This window comes from Micromonospora sp. SL4-19 (assembly GCF_047921475.1).
Classification (GTDB): Bacteria; Actinomycetota; Actinomycetes; order Mycobacteriales; family Micromonosporaceae; genus Micromonospora.
In genome coordinates this window covers 20,132-36,141 of sequence record NZ_JBLROB010000040.1, presented here as the reverse complement: position 1 = coordinate 36,141, position 16,010 = coordinate 20,132, and the positions used below count along the sequence as shown (strand labels likewise).

The 16,010-nt window shown below is 72.2% G+C and carries 14 protein-coding genes; all 14 read left to right on the top strand.

The annotated features are described in order from the left end of the window. Positions 1-6 precede the first annotated feature (6 nt). The 14 genes from ACNAVT_RS29070 to ACNAVT_RS29005 all read left to right on the top strand — a co-directional run bounded on the left by ACNAVT_RS29070 (position 7) and on the right by ACNAVT_RS29005 (position 15,953). Positions 7-726 carry a hypothetical protein gene (locus ACNAVT_RS29070; protein WP_416300849.1) on the top strand — a complete coding sequence of 240 codons (720 nt, stop codon included), beginning with the start codon at positions 7-9 and terminating at the stop codon, positions 724-726. Positions 727-836: 110 nt separating this feature from the next. After that, complete coding sequence (locus tag ACNAVT_RS29065; RefSeq protein ID WP_416300847.1) at positions 837-2,213, top strand: transaminase; 1,377 nt, start codon at positions 837-839, stop codon at positions 2,211-2,213. 250 nt (positions 2,214-2,463) lie between these two features. Next, complete coding sequence (locus tag ACNAVT_RS29060) at positions 2,464-3,723, top strand: alpha/beta fold hydrolase (RefSeq protein WP_416300846.1); 1,260 nt, start codon at positions 2,464-2,466, stop codon at positions 3,721-3,723. Then, complete coding sequence (locus ACNAVT_RS29055) at positions 3,716-5,041, top strand: aminopeptidase P family protein (RefSeq protein WP_416300844.1); 1,326 nt, start codon at positions 3,716-3,718, stop codon at positions 5,039-5,041. The genes ACNAVT_RS29060 and ACNAVT_RS29055 overlap by 8 nt, the downstream gene beginning before the upstream one ends. 49 nt (positions 5,042-5,090) lie before the next feature. Continuing rightward, entirely contained in the window at positions 5,091-5,999 is a 909-nt protein-coding gene (locus ACNAVT_RS29050) for a dihydrodipicolinate synthase family protein (RefSeq protein WP_416300842.1), read from the top strand. Then, positions 5,996-6,997 (top strand): proline racemase family protein, encoded by a 1,002-nt coding sequence (locus ACNAVT_RS29045; protein ID WP_416300840.1) that lies wholly within the window; start codon positions 5,996-5,998, stop codon positions 6,995-6,997. The genes ACNAVT_RS29050 and ACNAVT_RS29045 overlap by 4 nt, the downstream gene beginning before the upstream one ends. Then, positions 6,994-7,677, top strand: coding sequence for a GntR family transcriptional regulator (locus tag ACNAVT_RS29040; RefSeq protein WP_416300839.1), 684 nt, complete (start codon positions 6,994-6,996; stop codon positions 7,675-7,677). Before ACNAVT_RS29045 ends, ACNAVT_RS29040 begins: the two co-directional genes overlap by 4 nt. 46 nt (positions 7,678-7,723) lie before the next feature. Then, positions 7,724-8,920 (top strand): NAD(P)/FAD-dependent oxidoreductase, encoded by a 1,197-nt coding sequence (locus ACNAVT_RS29035; RefSeq protein ID WP_416300837.1) that lies wholly within the window; start codon positions 7,724-7,726, stop codon positions 8,918-8,920. Further along, positions 8,877-9,182, top strand: a complete 306-nt coding sequence (locus ACNAVT_RS29030) for a (2Fe-2S)-binding protein (protein ID WP_416300835.1) — start codon at positions 8,877-8,879, stop codon at positions 9,180-9,182. The genes ACNAVT_RS29035 and ACNAVT_RS29030 overlap by 44 nt, the downstream gene beginning before the upstream one ends. Further along, positions 9,166-10,665, top strand: a complete 1,500-nt coding sequence (locus ACNAVT_RS29025; protein ID WP_416300833.1) for an NAD(P)/FAD-dependent oxidoreductase — start codon at positions 9,166-9,168, stop codon at positions 10,663-10,665. The genes ACNAVT_RS29030 and ACNAVT_RS29025 overlap by 17 nt, the downstream gene beginning before the upstream one ends. After that, on the top strand, positions 10,658-12,187 hold the full coding sequence (locus tag ACNAVT_RS29020; RefSeq protein WP_416300831.1) for an aldehyde dehydrogenase (NADP(+)): 1,530 nt from the start codon (positions 10,658-10,660) through the stop codon (positions 12,185-12,187). The genes ACNAVT_RS29025 and ACNAVT_RS29020 overlap by 8 nt, the downstream gene beginning before the upstream one ends. A 242-nt stretch (positions 12,188-12,429) precedes the next feature. After that, on the top strand, positions 12,430-12,663 hold the full coding sequence (locus ACNAVT_RS29015; protein ID WP_416300830.1) for a hypothetical protein: 234 nt from the start codon (positions 12,430-12,432) through the stop codon (positions 12,661-12,663). Positions 12,664-12,804: 141 nt separating this feature from the next. Next, the gene (locus ACNAVT_RS29010) at positions 12,805-13,542 is read left to right on the top strand and encodes an ABC transporter ATP-binding protein (RefSeq protein WP_416300828.1); all 738 of its coding nucleotides are present in this window, start codon (positions 12,805-12,807) and stop codon (positions 13,540-13,542) included. After that, entirely contained in the window at positions 13,539-15,953 is a 2,415-nt protein-coding gene (locus ACNAVT_RS29005) for an FtsX-like permease family protein (RefSeq protein WP_416300826.1), read from the top strand. The genes ACNAVT_RS29010 and ACNAVT_RS29005 overlap by 4 nt, the downstream gene beginning before the upstream one ends. The last annotated feature ends 57 nt before the right edge of the window (positions 15,954-16,010 follow it).

Genomic DNA, 16,010 nt, shown 5'->3' with positions numbered 1-16,010 from the left:
CTCGCCATGGCAGCCGATGCGAAGCGTCCGGAACGTGGCCTCTCGCCGGCGGTGCTTGGCAGCGCCGCACTGGGTTTTCTCCTTCTGATTGCGCTGCAGAACGTGCTGCACGGCGTGCTGGGTCCCGCGCAGCAGGCGTCTGCGGCGGACCTGTCCGCGCTGACGCACGAGCACGCGTGGATGGTGCACCTGTTCGCGGTCACCTACGTGTTGGGCCTGCCCGCCCTGTTGCTGTTCAGCACGAACCTCGTCGCCTGGTGCCGGCGGCGCAACCCCGCTGCGGCACCGTGGGGCCGGCTGGGTGTCGCGGCGTCGATCGTGGTCGCCGCCCTCTTCGCGATCGTCAACGTCGTTCAGGTGACGATGGTGGCCGCGCGCGACGAACTCGCGGCCGCCCCGGCGTTGGCGAGTCTGCTCTGGACTTTCCACAACGCCGTGTTCACCTTCAACATGGCAGCCGTCGGCGTCACGCTCTTCGGCCTCGGTCGGGCTGCCAGCCTCGCCCGAGTTGTCCCGGCGTGGATGTCGCCCACGACTGCGGCCGGCGCGGCGCTGCTCATCGCGGCCGCCATGCCGGCGGTCGCGGTCACCAACGGCTCGCTCTGGTTCGCTGTCGGAGCTGCCGGTTTCGCCGTCTGGATGCTCTTCCTCGCGGTCGTCGGCGTTTCGTTGCTGCGCATGCCGTGGGTTGCCGCAGAGACCGAGCCGGTCGGTGCGACGGCATGAGCGCGCCGCCCTGACCTGGTGAGGATCGTGGTCGCCCCTCCGGCGACGTGGGGTAGGAATCAGTCGCGCAGGCACTGGTTGGATGAACATTTCGTTGGTACTCTCGCCCGATGTCGACGGATTTCGTAGCTGGCGGGGTTGGTCGCGTCCGCCTCAATGAGCTGCTGGAGCGGGAGCGGGCCGAGTTCGTCGACCGGCACCCGCGGTCGGCCGCCGCGTACGCCCGCGCCGAGCATCTGTTCGGCAAGGTGCCGATGACCTGGATGAACAAGAACGCCGCCGGCTTTCCCGTGTACGTGGACCGGGCTCACGGGGCCCGACTCATCGACATCGACGGAAGCGAATACGTCGACTTCTGTCTCGGTGACACCGGCGCGATGGCCGGGCACTCCCCGGCGCCGGTCGTCGCCGCGGTCACCCGGCGACTGGGCGATCTCGGTGGGGCGAGCACGATGCTGCCCACCGAGGAGGCGGCGACGGTCGGGGCCGAGCTGAGCCGTCGCTTCGGGCTTCCCGCCTGGAGCTTCACACTGACCGCCACCGATGCCAACCGGTGGGCGATCCGGCTGCTGCGCGCTGTCACCGGCCGGTCGCGCATCCTGGTCAACAGCTACTGCTACCACGGCTCCGTGGACGAGTCACTGATCGTGGTCGGGTCGGACGGCCGTCCGCGCAGCCGCGAGGGCAATGTCGGCGCCCCCTGCGACGTGACCATGACCAGCCGCGTCGCCGAGTTCAACGATCTCGACGGGTTGGCTCGCGAACTTGCCCACGGCGACGTCGCCGCGGTGCTGATGGAGCCGGCGCTGACCAACATCGGCATCGTGCTGCCCGAGCCCGGTTACCTCGACGGGGTTCGTGCGCTCACCCGGCAGCACGGCACCTACCTCATCAACGACGAGACGCACACGTTCTCCGCCGGACCGGGCGGCGCGACCGCCGCGTGGGGCCTGACGCCGGACGTGGTGACGATCGGCAAGGCCATCGGTGGCGGGATCCCGGTCGGTGCGTACGGCCTGTCCGCCGAGCTCGCCGCCGCGTTGACCGGCCGGGCGGACCTCGACCTGGTCGACATGGGCGGCGTCGGGGGCACGCTCGCCGGCAACCCGGTGTCGATCGCGGCCACCCGAGCCACCCTTCAGGAGGTGCTCACCGACGACGCGTTCGCCGGCATGATCGACGTGGCGACCGTCTTCGCCGACGGCATCCGCAAGATCATCGACGGCTACTCGCTGCCCTGGTCGGTGAGCCAGCTCGGCGCGCGGGTGGAGTACCGCTTCGCCGCTCCGGCTCCGCGTACGGGCACCGAATCAGCCGCCTGCGCCGACCCGGCGCTGGAGGACTACCTGCACGTCTACCTGATCAACCGGGGCATCCTGATGACCCCGTTCCACAACATGGCGCTGATGTGCCCGCAGACCACCGTCGAGGACGTCGCCCGACATCACGAGGTCTTCGCCGACGCGCTCGGCGAGCTGCTCGCCTGAACGCAGCTCCGCGGTGCGATCTTCGGGTGGCGAGGCCGGTCAGCCCCAGGCGTAATGCCACTGTCGGTGGCGTTCGACGGGCCGGCGTCGGCCGGATCACGGGCGCCCCCTCTTGGCGGTGCCCCGCGTCGTGCCTAAGATCAGTGCAATGGCACACCTTACTGGGGAGGTGTTGATGGTGTCCGGACTGTCCAACCCGTGCGCCCATGATCGGGCGGGAGCCCCGACGACCTCCTACACCGTTCCCGGCATGCGCGTCCGCGATCACGTGACCGACGTGCCGCTGGACTGGTCCGACCCGGCGCGCGGCACCATCCAGGTCTTCGCCCGCGAGATCGTCGATCCCGTACGGGCCGGTGAGGACCTGCCGTGCCTGGTCTATCTGCAGGGCGGACCCGGCGGGAAGGGCCCCCGCCCGCTCAGCCGGTCCGGCTGGCTCGGCCAGGCACTGCGCGACTACCGCGTCGTCCTGGTGGATCAGCGCGGCACCGGCCGCAGCACCCGCATCGACGGTCGCCGGATGAGCGGGTTCGCGACGGCCGAGGAGGCTGCCAGCTTTCTCGCCTGCTTCCGGGCCGACTCGATCGTCGCCGACCACGAGCACCTACGGAAGACCGTCTTCGGCGGCCGGCGCTGGTCCACCCTCGGGCAGTCGTACGGCGGCTTCATCACGCTGACCTACCTGTCGAAGGCTCCGGAAGGCTTGAGTGCCTGCTACGTCACCGGCGGACTGCCCGGTCTCGACCCGTCGGCGGCCGAGGTCTACCGGCGCACCTATCCTCGGGTCGAGGCGAAGAACAGGGAGTTCTACCGGCGCTATCCGCACCAGGCCGCGCAGGTGGGCCGGATCGCCGACCGGCTGGCCGAGGGCGATGTGCTGCTGCCCGACGGCGACGTGCTCACGGTCCGGCGGCTGCAGTCACTCGGCCTGGACTTCGGCATGAAGCCCGGGTACGAGCGCATGCACTGGCTGCTCGACGAGGCCTTCTCGGGCGACGAGCTGTCGGCGACGTTTCTGCACCAGGTGCTGGCCAGGACCTCCTACAGCGACAACCCGCTGTTCGCGGCGCTGCAGGAGAGCATCTACGGACACGGTGCCGCCGCCACCGCCTGGGCGGCGCAGGCCGAACGGGTGCGCCACCCGCAGTTCGCCGAGGAGGCCAGGCCGCTGCTGTTCACCGGTGAGATGATCTATCCCTGGATGTTCGAGGAGATCGCCGAGCTGCGCCCGTTCCGCGGCGCCGTCGAGCTGCTGGCCGTCCGGGACGAGTGGCCGCAGCTCTACGACCTCGACCGGCTGGCTGCCAACGGGATCCCCGTGGCCGCCGCCGTCTACTACGACGACATGTACGTGGACGCCGGCCTGCAACTGGACACCGCGTCCCGGGTCGGCAACGTCCAGACCTGGATCACCAACGAGTTCGAACACGACGGCATCGGCGACGACAAGGTCTTCGCCCGGCTGACCGAGCTGGTTCGGGAAATGGGAGGAGGAGTCGCCGATGCGTGAAGGCAAGCCGCCGAAGCTGTCCGAGATCGAGGCGTTCACCGACTACATGAACACGGGCTGGGGCGTGCCCGACCGCACCGCGCCGGTCGTCCCCGGCGCCGCCGAGGCGGCCGCCGCCCACCGGGCCCGGCTGGCCGAGGCGCTTCCCGGCCGGACGATCGTGCTGGCGGCGGGGGAGGCCCCCGTCCGCAGCAACGACACGACGTACGATTTCCGCCCGGACAGCGACTTCGTCTGGGTGACCGGCTGCGGAATCGAGAATGCCGTCGTGGTGCTGCGCGGGGGCGAAGCGACGCTCTACATGCCGCCGCCCGCCTGTCCCGGCGACTCCCGCTTCTGGTCCGACGCCCGCTACGGCGAGCTGTGGGTCGGGGCCGTGCCGGGGCCGGCCGAGTGGGCGCGGGCGCTCGGCGTCGAGGTCCGGCCGCTCTCGGAGCTCACCGAGGAGGTGATCCGGGACGAGGAGGTCGGCCGGACCCTCGCCGAACTGCGCATGTACAAGGACGAGTGGGAGATCGGGCAGCTTCGCGAGGCGGTGGACCGTACGGTCGAGGGCTTCGCCGCGGTCGTCCGGGAGATCCCCGCCGCGATGGCGGGGCCAGGGGAGCGGTGGCTGCAGGGCACCTTCGACCGGTACGCCCGGGCGTACGGCAACGGCCCCGGCTACGCCACGATCGTCGGCAGTGGCCGGCACGCGCCCACCCTGCACTGGGTGCGCTGCGACGGCCCGGTGCTGCCGGACGAGCTGCTGCTGCTCGACATGGGCGTCGAGGCCAGGAGCTGCTACACCGCCGACGTCACTCGCACGTTCCCGGCCTCCGGGCGGTTCTCTCCCGCGCAGCGGCAGGTGCACGACCTGGTGGAACGAGCCCACCGGGCCGGGCTGGCGGCGGTGGGGCCCGGCCGCCGGTTCACCGATTTCCACCACGCCTCGATGGAGGTGATCGCGCGGGGGCTGGCGGACTGGGGACTGTTGCCGGTCTCCGTGGACGAGGCGCTGTCCGACACCGGGCAGCACCACCGGCGCTACCTGGTGTGCGGCATCGGCCATCATCTGGGGCTGGACGTGCACGACTGCGGCCGAGCCGCAGTGGAGGCCTATCAGGGCGCGATCATGGCACCCGGCATGGTGCTCACGGTCGAGCCCGGTCTGTACTTCCACGCGCACGACCTGACTGTGCCTCCCGAGCTGCGCGGAATCGGAGTACGCATCGAGGACGACCTCCTGGTCACACCGGACGGCCTGGAGGTGCTGTCCAGCGCGCTGCCGCTGGACGCCGACGGTCTGGAGAAATGGATGACCGTGCAAGCAATGTGATATTGCACTGTTCGGCTTTTGTAGCACGACCACTAAGGAGACCCCCAGCATGAACACCACCCCCGCCAAGCCGTGGCGCGGCGTCCACGTCGCGACGGCCCTGCCCTTCCATGACGACCTCTCCGTCGACTACGACGGGTTCGCCGAGCACGTCCGGTTCCTCGCCGCCGGTGGCTGCGACGGAGTGACGCCCAACGGCTCGCTCGGCGAATACCAGACGCTGACCCCGGAGGAACGGGCGAGGGTCGTCGAGGTTGCCGTCGAGGCCGCCCCCACCGGTTTCGGCGTCATGCCCGGCGTCGCCGCCTACGGTGCGCTCGAGGCCCGCCGCTGGGCCGAGCAGGCCGCCGAGGCCGGGGCCAGCTCCGTGCTGCTGCTGCCGCCGAACGCCTACCGCGCCGACCGCGGGGCCGTCGTCGAGCACTACCGCGAGGTCGCCCGGGCCGGGCTGCCGGTCGTCGCCTACAACAACCCGATCGACACCAAGGTCGACCTGACTCCCGCGCTGCTCGCCGAACTGTTCGCCGAGGGCCTGATCGTCGGCGTGAAGGAGTTCACCGGCGACGTCCGCAGGGCGTACGAGATCGCCGAGCTGGCACCCGGCCTGGACGTCCTGATCGGCGCCGACGATGTGCTGCTCGAGGTGGGTCTCGCCGGCGCCGTCGGCTGGATCGCCGGCTATCCGAACGCGATCCCGGAGAGCACGGTGGAGCTCTACCGGCTGGCCACCTCTGGCGACCCCGCCGACATCGCCAAGGCGCTGTCGATCTACCGCGACCTGCACCCGCTGCTGCGCTGGGACTCCAAGACCGAGTTCGTCCAGTCGATCAAGCTGTCGATGGACATCGCCGGCCGCAAGGGCGGCGTCTGTCGTCCGCCGCGACTGCCGCTCTCGCCCGAGCTGGCCGCCAGGATCACCGCCGACACCGAAGCCGTCCTGAGCAAGGGCTACAAGTGAGGTCCCGCCGCACGTTCCACGCCGTCGACTCGCACACCGAGGGCATGCCCACCCGGGTCATCGTCGGCGGCATGGGCACGATCCCCGGGGAGACCATGGCCCAGCGCAGGCTGTGGTTCATGGAGAACAGCGACGACATCCGCACGCTGCTGATGTACGAGCCGCGCGGCCACGCTGCGATGAGCGGCGCGATCCTGCAGCCGCCGACCCGCCCCGACGCCGACTACGGGGTGCTCTTCATCGAGGTCTCGGGGCTGCTGCCGATGTGCGGCCACGGCACGATCGGCGTCGCGACGGTGCTCGTCGAGACCGGGATGGTGCCCGTCGTCGAGCCGGTGACCACGATCAGGCTCGACACCCCCGCCGGGCTGGTCGTGGCGTCGGTGGCGGTGCGGAACGGTGCGGCGGAGTCGGTCACCATCCAGAACGTCCCGTCGTTCTCGTACGCGCTGGACCGGAAGGTCGAGGTGCCGGGCTTCGGCGAGGTCGGGTACGACATGGCCTTCGGCGGGAACTTCTACGCGATCGTCGAGTTGGCGGATCTGGGCCTGCCCTTCGACCGGTCCCGCTCCGGCGACCTGCTGTCCGCCGGCTTGGCGATCATGGAAGCGGTGAACGAGCAGGACCGGCCGATCCACCCCGAGCGCGACGACATCAACGGCTGCCACCACGTCTATCTGAAGGCCCCCGGCTCGACCGCCGCGTTGTCGCGGCACGCCATGGCCATCCACCCCGGCTGGTTCGACCGTTCCCCCTGCGGCACGGGCACCAGCGCCCGGATGGCGCAGCTGCACGCGCGCGGCGAACTGGGCATCGGTGAGGACTTCGTCAACGAGTCGTTCATCGGCACCCGCTTCACCGGGCGGCTGCTCGAAGAAACCACGGTGGGGTCGCTGCCGGCTGTGCTGCCGTCGATCACCGGCCGGGCGTGGGTCACCGCAACCTCGCAGTTCCACCTCGACCCCACCGACCCGTTTCCCGCAGGGTTCCTGCTGTGAGTCCGGTGCCGGTGCCGAGCCTGCCTGGCATCGGCCGGAGGGAAAACCTCCGCGACCGAATCAGGGAGGCCCTGCGTGCCGCGATCATCTCCGGCAAGCTGGAGCCCGGCGTGGTCTACTCGGCGCCCGCACTGGGCGCACAGCTCGGCGTCTCGCCCACCCCGGTGCGGGAGGCCATGCTCGACCTGGTGAAGGGGGGCCTGGTCGTCCCCCATCCGAACAAGGGCTTCCGGATCACGGAGATGTCCGAGGAGGACCTCGACAACCTGGCCGCCGTGCGGCTGCTCATCGAGCCGCCGACCGTGCGGGACGCCGTGGCGGTGATCCCGGCGGAGGACATCCCCGAACTGCGGACGATGGCGCAGGCCATCGTCGACGCGGCGGAGCGCGGCGACCTGGTCGGCTACATCGAGGCCGACCACGTCTTCCACCTGACCCTGCTCGGCTACAGCCGGAATCGGTTCCTGGTGGACGTCGTCTCCGACCTGCGCTCGCAGACCCGGCTGCTCGGCCTGACCCCGCTGCTGGAGAGCGGCATGCTGGGCCGCTCGGCCGCCGAGCACCACGAGCTGCTGGACTTCATCGAAGCCCGCGACGCGTCCGGGGCCGAGCTGCTGATGCACCGGCACATCGGTCACGTACGAGGCCTGTGGGCACGTGGCGCCAAGGAGGCGCCATGAGCGAGGGCATCATCGGCGCAGCGCCGGTGAATCTCGAGGCGGCGGCATGAGCGTCGACCTCGTGGTCGTCGGGGCGGGCGTCGTGGGCGCCGCCAGCGCGTACTTCGCGTCGCTGGCGGGGGCGCGGGTGGTGGTCGTCGAGCGCGGCGCGATCGCCGGAGGCACCTCCAGCGCCGGCGAGGGCAACGTGCTGGTGTCCGACAAGGAGGCCGGTCCCGAGCTCGACCTGGCGTTGTACTCGCAGCGGGTCTGGCGCGAGGACCTCGCGGAACACGCCGATCTGTGGGAGTTCGAGTCCAAGGGCGGCCTGGTCGTCGCGGCGACGGAGCAGAGCGTCGCATCGCTGCGCGAGCTCGCCGTCCGGCAGCGTCAGTGGGGCGTCGAGGTCCGCGACGTCGCCCGGACCGAGTTGCGCGACTACGAGCCGCATCTCTCTCCGGAGCTGGCCGGGGGCGCCTTCTATCCGCAGGACGCCCAGGTCCAGCCGATGCTGGTCGCGGCGCACCTGCTCCGGCTGGCCCGGCAGCGCGGGGCGCAGGTGCGTACGCGTACCGAGGTGACCGGGTTCCTGCGCGACGGTGCCCGGGTGACAGGCGTACGGACCCCCGGAGGCGACATCCCCGCCGGGGCGGTGCTCAACGCCTCCGGCACGTGGGCAGGCGGGGTCGCCGGCCTCGCCGGGGTGCGCGTCCCCGTGCTGCCCCGGCGCGGCTTCATCCTGGTGACCCAGCCGATGCCGCCCCGGACCATCCGCCACAAGGTGTACGCCGCCGAGTACGTCGGCGACGTGGCCAGCTCCGACTCGGCCCTGCAGACCTCACCCGTCGTCGAGGGGACCGCCGGCGGCACCATCCTCATCGGCGCGTCGCGCGAGCGAGTCGGTTTCGACCGGACCGTGTCCGTCACCGCGATCGGCACGCTCGCGGCCAAGGCGATCGCGCTGTTCCCGATGCTTCGGGAGGTCCGCGCGATGCGCACGTACCTCGGCTTCCGCCCCTACTGCCCCGATCACCTGCCCGTCATCGGTCCCGACCTCCGCGCGCCCGGCCTCTGGCACGCCTGCGGCCATGAGGGCGCCGGCATCGGCCTGTCCGCCGGCACCGGAAAGCTGATCGCCCAGGCGTTCGCCGGCGAGCGGCCCGACCTGGACCTCACGCCGTTCGCTCCGGACCGATTCGCGGACGCGAGGAGGTGCTCCGATGACGCATCAGATGACCTTCCGCGGCGTCGCCGTTCCCGCTGAGCCCGGCCAGAGCATCGCCGCCGCACTGGTCGCCGCCGGAATCCCTGACTGGCGCACCACCCGCAAGGGCGGCCGGCCGAGAGGGCTGTTCTGCGGCATCGGCGTCTGCTTCGACTGCCTCATCACGGTCGACGGCGTCCCCGACCAGCGCGCCTGCCTGGTCACCGCCGCCGACGGCATGAGCCTCGGCGACGACGCCGAGACCGACGCCGACCTTGAAGACACCGACGACCGGAGGAACGGCGATGCCGCAGGTGCATGACGTCGCCGTGGTCGGCGCGGGCCCGGCCGGCCTCGCCGCCGCAGTCGAGGCCGCCGAGGCCGGGCTCGGCGTCGCCCTGATCGACACCGCCGGACAGCCCGGCGGGCAGTACTGGCGGCACTACGACGAGACCTACGCCCGCCCCGACGATCGCGTCGGCCATCACGGCTGGCCGGTCTTCACCGGCCTGCGGAACCGCATGCACGCCCTCCGTGCCGCCGGCCGGATCCACTACCTCCCCGGCCACCAGGTCTGGCTCATCACCAGAGGCGAAAGCGGCGACTTCACCCTCCGGACGACGGCCGCCACGTCCACGGCCGCCGCCACCGGGGGATCCCTGGACGGGGCGGGCACGCACGTCGCGCGGGCACTGATCCTGTGCCCCGGGGGATACGACCGGCAACTGCCCCTCCCCGGATGGGACCTGCCCGGCGTCATGACCGCAGGGGGAGTGCAGGCCCTGCTCAAGGGGCATCGCACCCCGGCGGGACGGCGGGCGGTTGTCGCCGGCACCGGCCCGTTCCTGCTTCCCGTGGCCACCGGCCTCGCGCGGGCCGGGGTCAGGATCGCGGCCGTGGTCGAGGCCAACGGCACGCTCGGTTGGCTGCGCGACCCGGTCGGCGCGATCTCCGCGCCGGGCAAGGGCGTCGAGGCACTGCAGTACGCGGCGCTCATGGCCCGGCACCGCATCCCGTACCGGACGAGGACCGTGATCCGCGAGATCCTCGGAACGGACCGGGTCGAGGCGGTCCGGATCGGCAGGGTGGACCGCGACGGCCGCCCGGCCGGGCCGGACGAGGAGATGGCCGTCGACCTCGTGGCGCTCGGCTGGGGCTTCACCCCCTCGCTCGAACTGCCGCTCATGCTCGGCGCGGAGACGGCGAAGGACGTCGACGGATCCCTCGTCGTGGTCGTTGACGACCATCAGCGCAGCAGCGTCGAGGGGCTGTACGTCGCCGGCGAGGCGACCGGCGTGGGCGGCGCGGCCCTGGCCGTCCAAGAGGGACGGCTGGGTGGGCTCGCCCTCGCCGCCGCGCTGGGGCGTCCGGCCGATCCGGCCGTGATGCGGAGGCTGCGAAGCGCGATCCGGCGGGGGCGCCGGTTCGCCGCCGCCATGCACCGGACCTATCCGGTGCCGCGCGCATGGCCGGAGTGGCTGTCGGAGACGACACCGGTCTGCCGCTGCGAGGAGGTCTCGTACGGTGACCTGTGCCGGGCGCACGACGACCTCGGCGCGGAGGACCCGCGCACGCTGAAGATGCTGGCACGGCCGGGGATGGGCTGGTGTCAGGGACGGGTGTGCGGCTTCGCCACCGCCGGGATCGCGGCCTGTCTGAGCGGGCGCGAGACCACGTCGGAGGACCTGCGCCCGCTGGCCACCCGCAGTCCCGCCGTACCGGTGCCCCTGGGCGAGCTCGCCGCCCTGGCCGAAGATCCGACGCCCGTAGAGGCGACCGAAGAGAGAGGACGAGACGGTGAGTGACGTGCTGAGCATCGACCCGCGTACCGGAGAGCCACAGGGACGCGTCGCGGCCGAGTCGACGGCGGAGGACGTGGATGAGGCGGTGCGGGCCGCCGCCGCGGCCGGCGCGGCGCTCAGGGACCGCGCCGCGCGGGCCGACCTGCTGCGTACTGCCGCCGCGTTCCTGGAGAAGAACGGCGAGGAGATCATCGCGACCGCCGATGCGGAGTCGGCACTCGGCCGAGTTCGGCTCACCGGCGAGCTCGCCCGCACGTGCTACCAGCTCCGGGCGTTCGGGGACGTGGTCGAGGCCGGCGCCTACCTGGACGTGATCATCGACCACGCCGACCCGCAGGCGCAGCCTGCGCCCCGCCCCGATCTGCGACGCTACAAGGTGCCGCTGGGCGTGGTCGCGGTCTTCGCGGCGAGCAACTTCCCGCTGGCCTTCAGCGTGCCGGGCGGCGACACCGCGAGCGCGCTGGCCGCGGGATGCCCGGTCGTGGTCAAGGCACACCCGGACCACCCGGCCACCTCCATCCTCTGCGCCCGGATCCTCCGCTCGGCGGCCGCCGAGGTCGGGCTGCCTGAGGACGTCGTCCGCCTGGTCCACGGCTTCGATGCGGGCCCGGAACTCGTCCGCCACCCGCTGACCGCGGCCGTCGGGTTCACCGGCTCGGTGCGCGGCGGCCGCGCGTTGTTCGACATCGCGTCCTCCCGGCCGCGGCCGATCCCCTTCCACGGCGAGCTGGGCAGCCTCAACCCGGTCGTGGTGACCGCGCGGGCGGCCGCGACCAGAGCGGACGAGATCGGAGCGGGGCTCGCTGCCTCGTACACCCTGGGGATGGGCCAGTTCTGCGTCAAGCCGGGTCTGGTCCTCCTCCCCGCGGGACCGGCGGGCGACGCTGTCACCCGGGCGGTCGTCACGGCGTCGGTGCCCTCCGGGCCGCTGCTCGACCCGCGCATGCGCACGGCGTTCCTCGCCGGAGTCCGCTCCCGCGCCGCGCTCCCAGGCGTAACGGAATCGCTCGACGCGGGGGAGGCCGGTGATGACGGGACGCCGCTGGCCATCCGGCCGGGCGTCCTGACCGTCGCGGCGTCCCGGCTCGCCGAGGGCGAGGCGCACCGGGAGCTGCTGGAGGAATGCTTCGGGCCGGTCACCGTGCTGGTCCGCTACGGCTCGCCGGCCGAGCGGGACGCGGTGCTCGACGCCCTGCCGGGCAACCTCACGGCGACCGTGCACCTGGCCGCCGACGAGCGGGACGACGCGGCGGCGGACCTGGTCGCCGGGCTGAGCGAGATCGCGGGACGGGTCGTCGTGGACGGCTGGCCCACCGGGGTGACGGTTGCCCCTGCCATGCAGCACGGCGGACCTTACCCCGCCTCGACCAGCGGCTCGACCTCGGTGGGAAGCACCGCGATCGAGCGCTGGCTGCGCCCGGTCTGCTACCAGAACACCCCTGACCCACTGCTCCCGCCGGAGCTGCGGGAGACCAACCCGCTCGGCCTTCCCCGCGTGGTCGACGGCGTCCCTACGACCGCGTAGGGGTTCAGGTGCGGGCGCGGTGGCGGCAGGGCCGTAGACCGCGCCCGCACCGGTCGCCGCCGTGCCGGCTCCGAGCTCAAGATCGAGGCAGCGCCATGGTGTGACGGTGTGCCGGTGACCGACGAGGACGCGGCCGCGCAGCCTCCTGGCCGGTACTTCGAGCACCACGTCAGGCTCCTGCTTCCCACAGGGGCTCCCACACTGGCGGCGGTGACCGAGGTAGCCGAGCGGCACGATGCGCTGTGGTGCTCGCCGAACACACCACCGTGGGCCTGCGACTCGTCCGGGACCTGCTCCGGCCGGAACTGGACGCCGAAGCCGACGACTTCACTGCCGAATCGGTCCTTGCCTGGAACGTCGACCGGGACAACTTCACCGACGAGTATCCCGGCGTCCCCGGCGACGCCAAGACCTGGAAGCGCCGGCTGGCAGTTGCCCTCGACCGAGGGTTCGCAACCACACACCCGCACGCCTGACCGTTCCCCGCTCTTGGCGCCGTACGGCTCCTATTCCTTGACGGCGTCCCGCAGGCCTGGCGACGGTAGGGCCAGCCATACCCCCGAAGATCCCAGCTCACCGTGTGGGTCCGGCGCGCCCTGTCCGACATCCTCATTTGCATGATCGCAACCGCCCCCGTCGTTGAGCTGGCCGACGTGCGCCGAACGTATCGCAGTGGCGATACCGTCACCCGGGCCCTCGACGGTGTATCGCTGTCCTTTGCCACCGGGACCTTCACCGCGGTGATGGGTCCGTCGGGCTCCGGCAAGTCGACGCTCCTACAGTGCGCTGCCGGTCTGGATCGCGCCGACTCCGGCCGGGTCACCCTGGTCGGGCAGGAGCTCGGCGCGTTGCGCGAGCCGAGGCTCACCGTCGTGCGGCGCAAGCACGTCGGGTTCGTCTTCCAGGCGTACAACCTGATTGATGCCCTGACGGTGGAGCAGAACGTACTGCTCCCGCAGCGGCTGGCCGGGGCGCGCCCGGACCGCAGGTGGGCGCGTGAGGTGCTCGCGAAGGTCGGCTTGGGCGGGCGGGAGAGGGCCCGGCCGGCGCAGCTTTCCGGTGGCCAGCGGCAGCGGGTGGCGCTGGCCCGCGCGTTGGCCGGACGCCCGGCGGTGATCTTTGCCGACGAGCCGACCGGCGCGCTGGACCTGCAGGCCGGCCGGGAGGTGCTGGGCCTGCTGCGGCGGGCCGTGGACGAGTTCGCCACCGCTGTGGTGATGGTGACCCACGACCCGGCCGCCGCAGCCTGGGCGGACCGGGCCGTGATCCTCGCCGATGGGCAGATCGTCCGTGACCTGCCCGCGCCGACCGCCGAGCTGATCGCCAAGGAGATGATGGCGGTGACGAAGCGATGATCCGCCTTGCCCTTGCCGGCCTGCGCAGCCGGCTGGTCGCCTTCCTCGGCACCTTCGTCGCCGCCGTTCTCGCGGTCGCCCTGGTCGGCGGCGCGGCGCTGCTGCTCTTTTCGGTCCTGACCGCCCGGCCGGCCACCCACCGCTTCGACGCCGTCGGCGTCGTGGTCGGCGGTGATCGGCAGGTCAGCCTCACCGCGGTCAAGGAGAAGGGAAAGGGCAAGACGAAGTCGAAGACCAAGACGGAGCGGCTTGCCGGAGCCCCGGCGCTGCCCGCCGAATGGGCGATGAAGGCCGCCGCGGTGCCCGGCGTCGCCGGGGTCACGGCTGACTACAGCTTCCCCGTCACATTGACCACACTGGACCGTGCGCCGATCGGCTCCGCCGTCGCTCACGGCTGGGCGTCGGCGGCTCTGCTGCCGTTCACGCTCCGGGCCGGCGTGGCACCCCGGCCCGGCCAGGTTGCTGTCGATCCGTCGCTGGGGCTGCGCCCCGGCGATCATGTTCGAGTGGTGAGCCGGACCGGGATCCGCCAGCTGACCGTCGCCGGGGTCGTGGCGCAGCGGCTGGAAGAGCAGGCCGCCGTGTTCGTCGCCGACGCCGATGTGTCGGCGCTGTCGGGGCTGACCGGCCCGACGGCGCTCGGCGTAGGCACCAGCTCCGACTCCGCCGCCGTGGCGGGCCGCCTCAAGGCACAGTTGGAGGTCGACACCGTCTTCACGGGCGCGGAGAAGGTACGTGCTGACCTCCCGTCGGCGCTGCCGGACTACATCGGCGCCATCTCCATCTTCGGGTTCGTCATCGGCATCACCGCCTTCGCCACCGTCTTCGTCCTTACCGGCACGGTGGCGCTCGCCGTGCGGCAGCGGCTGCGGGAGCTGGCCCTGCTGCGGGCGGCCGGCGCGACGCCGCGGCAGCTGTGGCGGCTGTTGAGCACGGAGACGCTGCTCGTCACGGTCGCTGCGGCAATCGTCGGCGCACCGCTCGGCGTCGGCGTCGCCGAGGTGATCGCCGCCCGGTTCCGGGCGCTCGGCGCGGTACCCGAGCAGTTCAAGGTGAGCCTCAACGTCGGCGTCCTCCTGGCGGCGGTCGCGCTGGCCCTCCTCATGGCGCAGGTCAGTGCTCGCCTCGCGGCTCGCCGCGCGATCCGGATCGCACCCGCACAAGCCCTGCAGGAAACCCTTGTCGAGGGCCGGACCGGCTGGGTCGTCCGTACGCTCATCGCGCTGTCCGCCGCAGCCGGTGCGGTCGTCATCCTGGCGGTGGTGCCGCTGGGCGGCCCGTTCGGGATGGGCATGACCTTTATCTCCAGCGCCCTGCTGCTGTGTGCCACCGGCGCGGCCGGTCCGCTCCTGGTCCGGCTGCTCGGCGGGGCGCTCTCCCGGGTCGCCGGCGCGACCGGGATCACCGGCTGGCTGGCCGGGGCGTTCACCCGGGCGGAGAACCGGCGGGTGACGTCGGTGGCCGTACCGCTGGCGCTGATGGTGGCGATCAACGCGCCGATGCTGCTCAACAGCGCGCTCAGCGCCGACCTCGCGGGCGGCCAGGAGCGGGCCCGTAACGCCGCCGCGACGTCGATCGCCACCGGCGCCCTGCCCCTGCCGCTGGTGCGGGCACTCCCCGGTGACTTCACGGCCACCCTGCCGACCCGCCTGATCGTGGACGAGGGGGGCAAGCCCGAGGACTACCCGGCGTACGGGGTCCAGCTCGGCGCACACCCCGTCCTCGACCTCGGCTTCAGCGCCGGCGACTGGCGGGGCGAGGGCCTGGCCGCGAGCGCGTACCTGGCCCGGGCCAACGGTTGGCACGTCGGCGACCGGGTGAAGATCTGGTTGCCTGACGGGTACGCCACCGAACTGCCGTTGACCGGCGTCTTCGAGCGCTCCCGCGGCTTCGGCGATCTCCTGGCCCCGGCCGGGCTCGTCGCCGCGCACGACCCGCGCGGTCTCGTCACCACCATCGCGTTCCGTGGCGACCAGCGGGTTCCGGGCATGCAGGTCACCGCCGCCCGGGCCGTGACGGCGAGCGACGCCGACGAGCAGCGGGGGGCGTGGGAGATCATGATCGCCGTCTCGCTCGGCTTCACCGCGATCGCGGTGGTCAACACGTTCGCGGTCGCGGCGGCGGCCCGCCGGGCGCAGCTGGCCCAGCTGCGGCTGCTGGGTGCGACGCCCCGACAGATCCGCCGCATGACCGCCCGGGAGGCGGGGCTCGCCGTCGCCGCCGGGATCGCGCTCGGCGTCGCGGTCACGTCGATCGTCGTCGCCGCGTTCAGCACCGCCCAGGACGGTGTGCTGCGGTTGATCGTCGACGCCCGCGCGTACGGGGAGCTGCTCGCGGCGATCGGTGTGCTCGGGCTCGTCGCCGGGATGCTGCCCACCTGGTGGGTGCTCCGCTCGGTCCGGCCGGCCTGATGGTCCGTACCAAGATCGCCGGTGGCCGGGTCGTCCGGTCGCCGGCGATCGATAGAC

Excerpts from the sequence above, each read along its gene's own strand:
- ACNAVT_RS29050 (WP_416300842.1), top strand. The coding sequence starts at position 5,091 with ATGAACACCACCCCCGCCAAGCCGTGGCGCGGCGTCCACGTCGCGACG.
- ACNAVT_RS29035 (WP_416300837.1), top strand. The coding sequence starts at position 7,724 with ATGAGCGTCGACCTCGTGGTCGTCGGGGCGGGCGTCGTGGGCGCCGCC.
- ACNAVT_RS29060 (WP_416300846.1), top strand. The coding sequence starts at position 2,464 with ATGCGCGTCCGCGATCACGTGACCGACGTGCCGCTGGACTGGTCCGAC.
- ACNAVT_RS29070 (WP_416300849.1), top strand. The coding sequence starts at position 7 with ATGGCAGCCGATGCGAAGCGTCCGGAACGTGGCCTCTCGCCGGCGGTG.
- ACNAVT_RS29010 (WP_416300828.1), top strand. The coding sequence starts at position 12,805 with ATGATCGCAACCGCCCCCGTCGTTGAGCTGGCCGACGTGCGCCGAACG.
- ACNAVT_RS29065 (WP_416300847.1), top strand. The coding sequence starts at position 837 with ATGTCGACGGATTTCGTAGCTGGCGGGGTTGGTCGCGTCCGCCTCAAT.
- ACNAVT_RS29030 (WP_416300835.1), top strand. The coding sequence starts at position 8,877 with ATGACGCATCAGATGACCTTCCGCGGCGTCGCCGTTCCCGCTGAGCCC.
- ACNAVT_RS29055 (WP_416300844.1), top strand. The coding sequence starts at position 3,716 with ATGCGTGAAGGCAAGCCGCCGAAGCTGTCCGAGATCGAGGCGTTCACC.
- ACNAVT_RS29025 (WP_416300833.1), top strand. The coding sequence starts at position 9,166 with ATGCCGCAGGTGCATGACGTCGCCGTGGTCGGCGCGGGCCCGGCCGGC.
- ACNAVT_RS29005 (WP_416300826.1), top strand. The coding sequence starts at position 13,539 with ATGATCCGCCTTGCCCTTGCCGGCCTGCGCAGCCGGCTGGTCGCCTTC.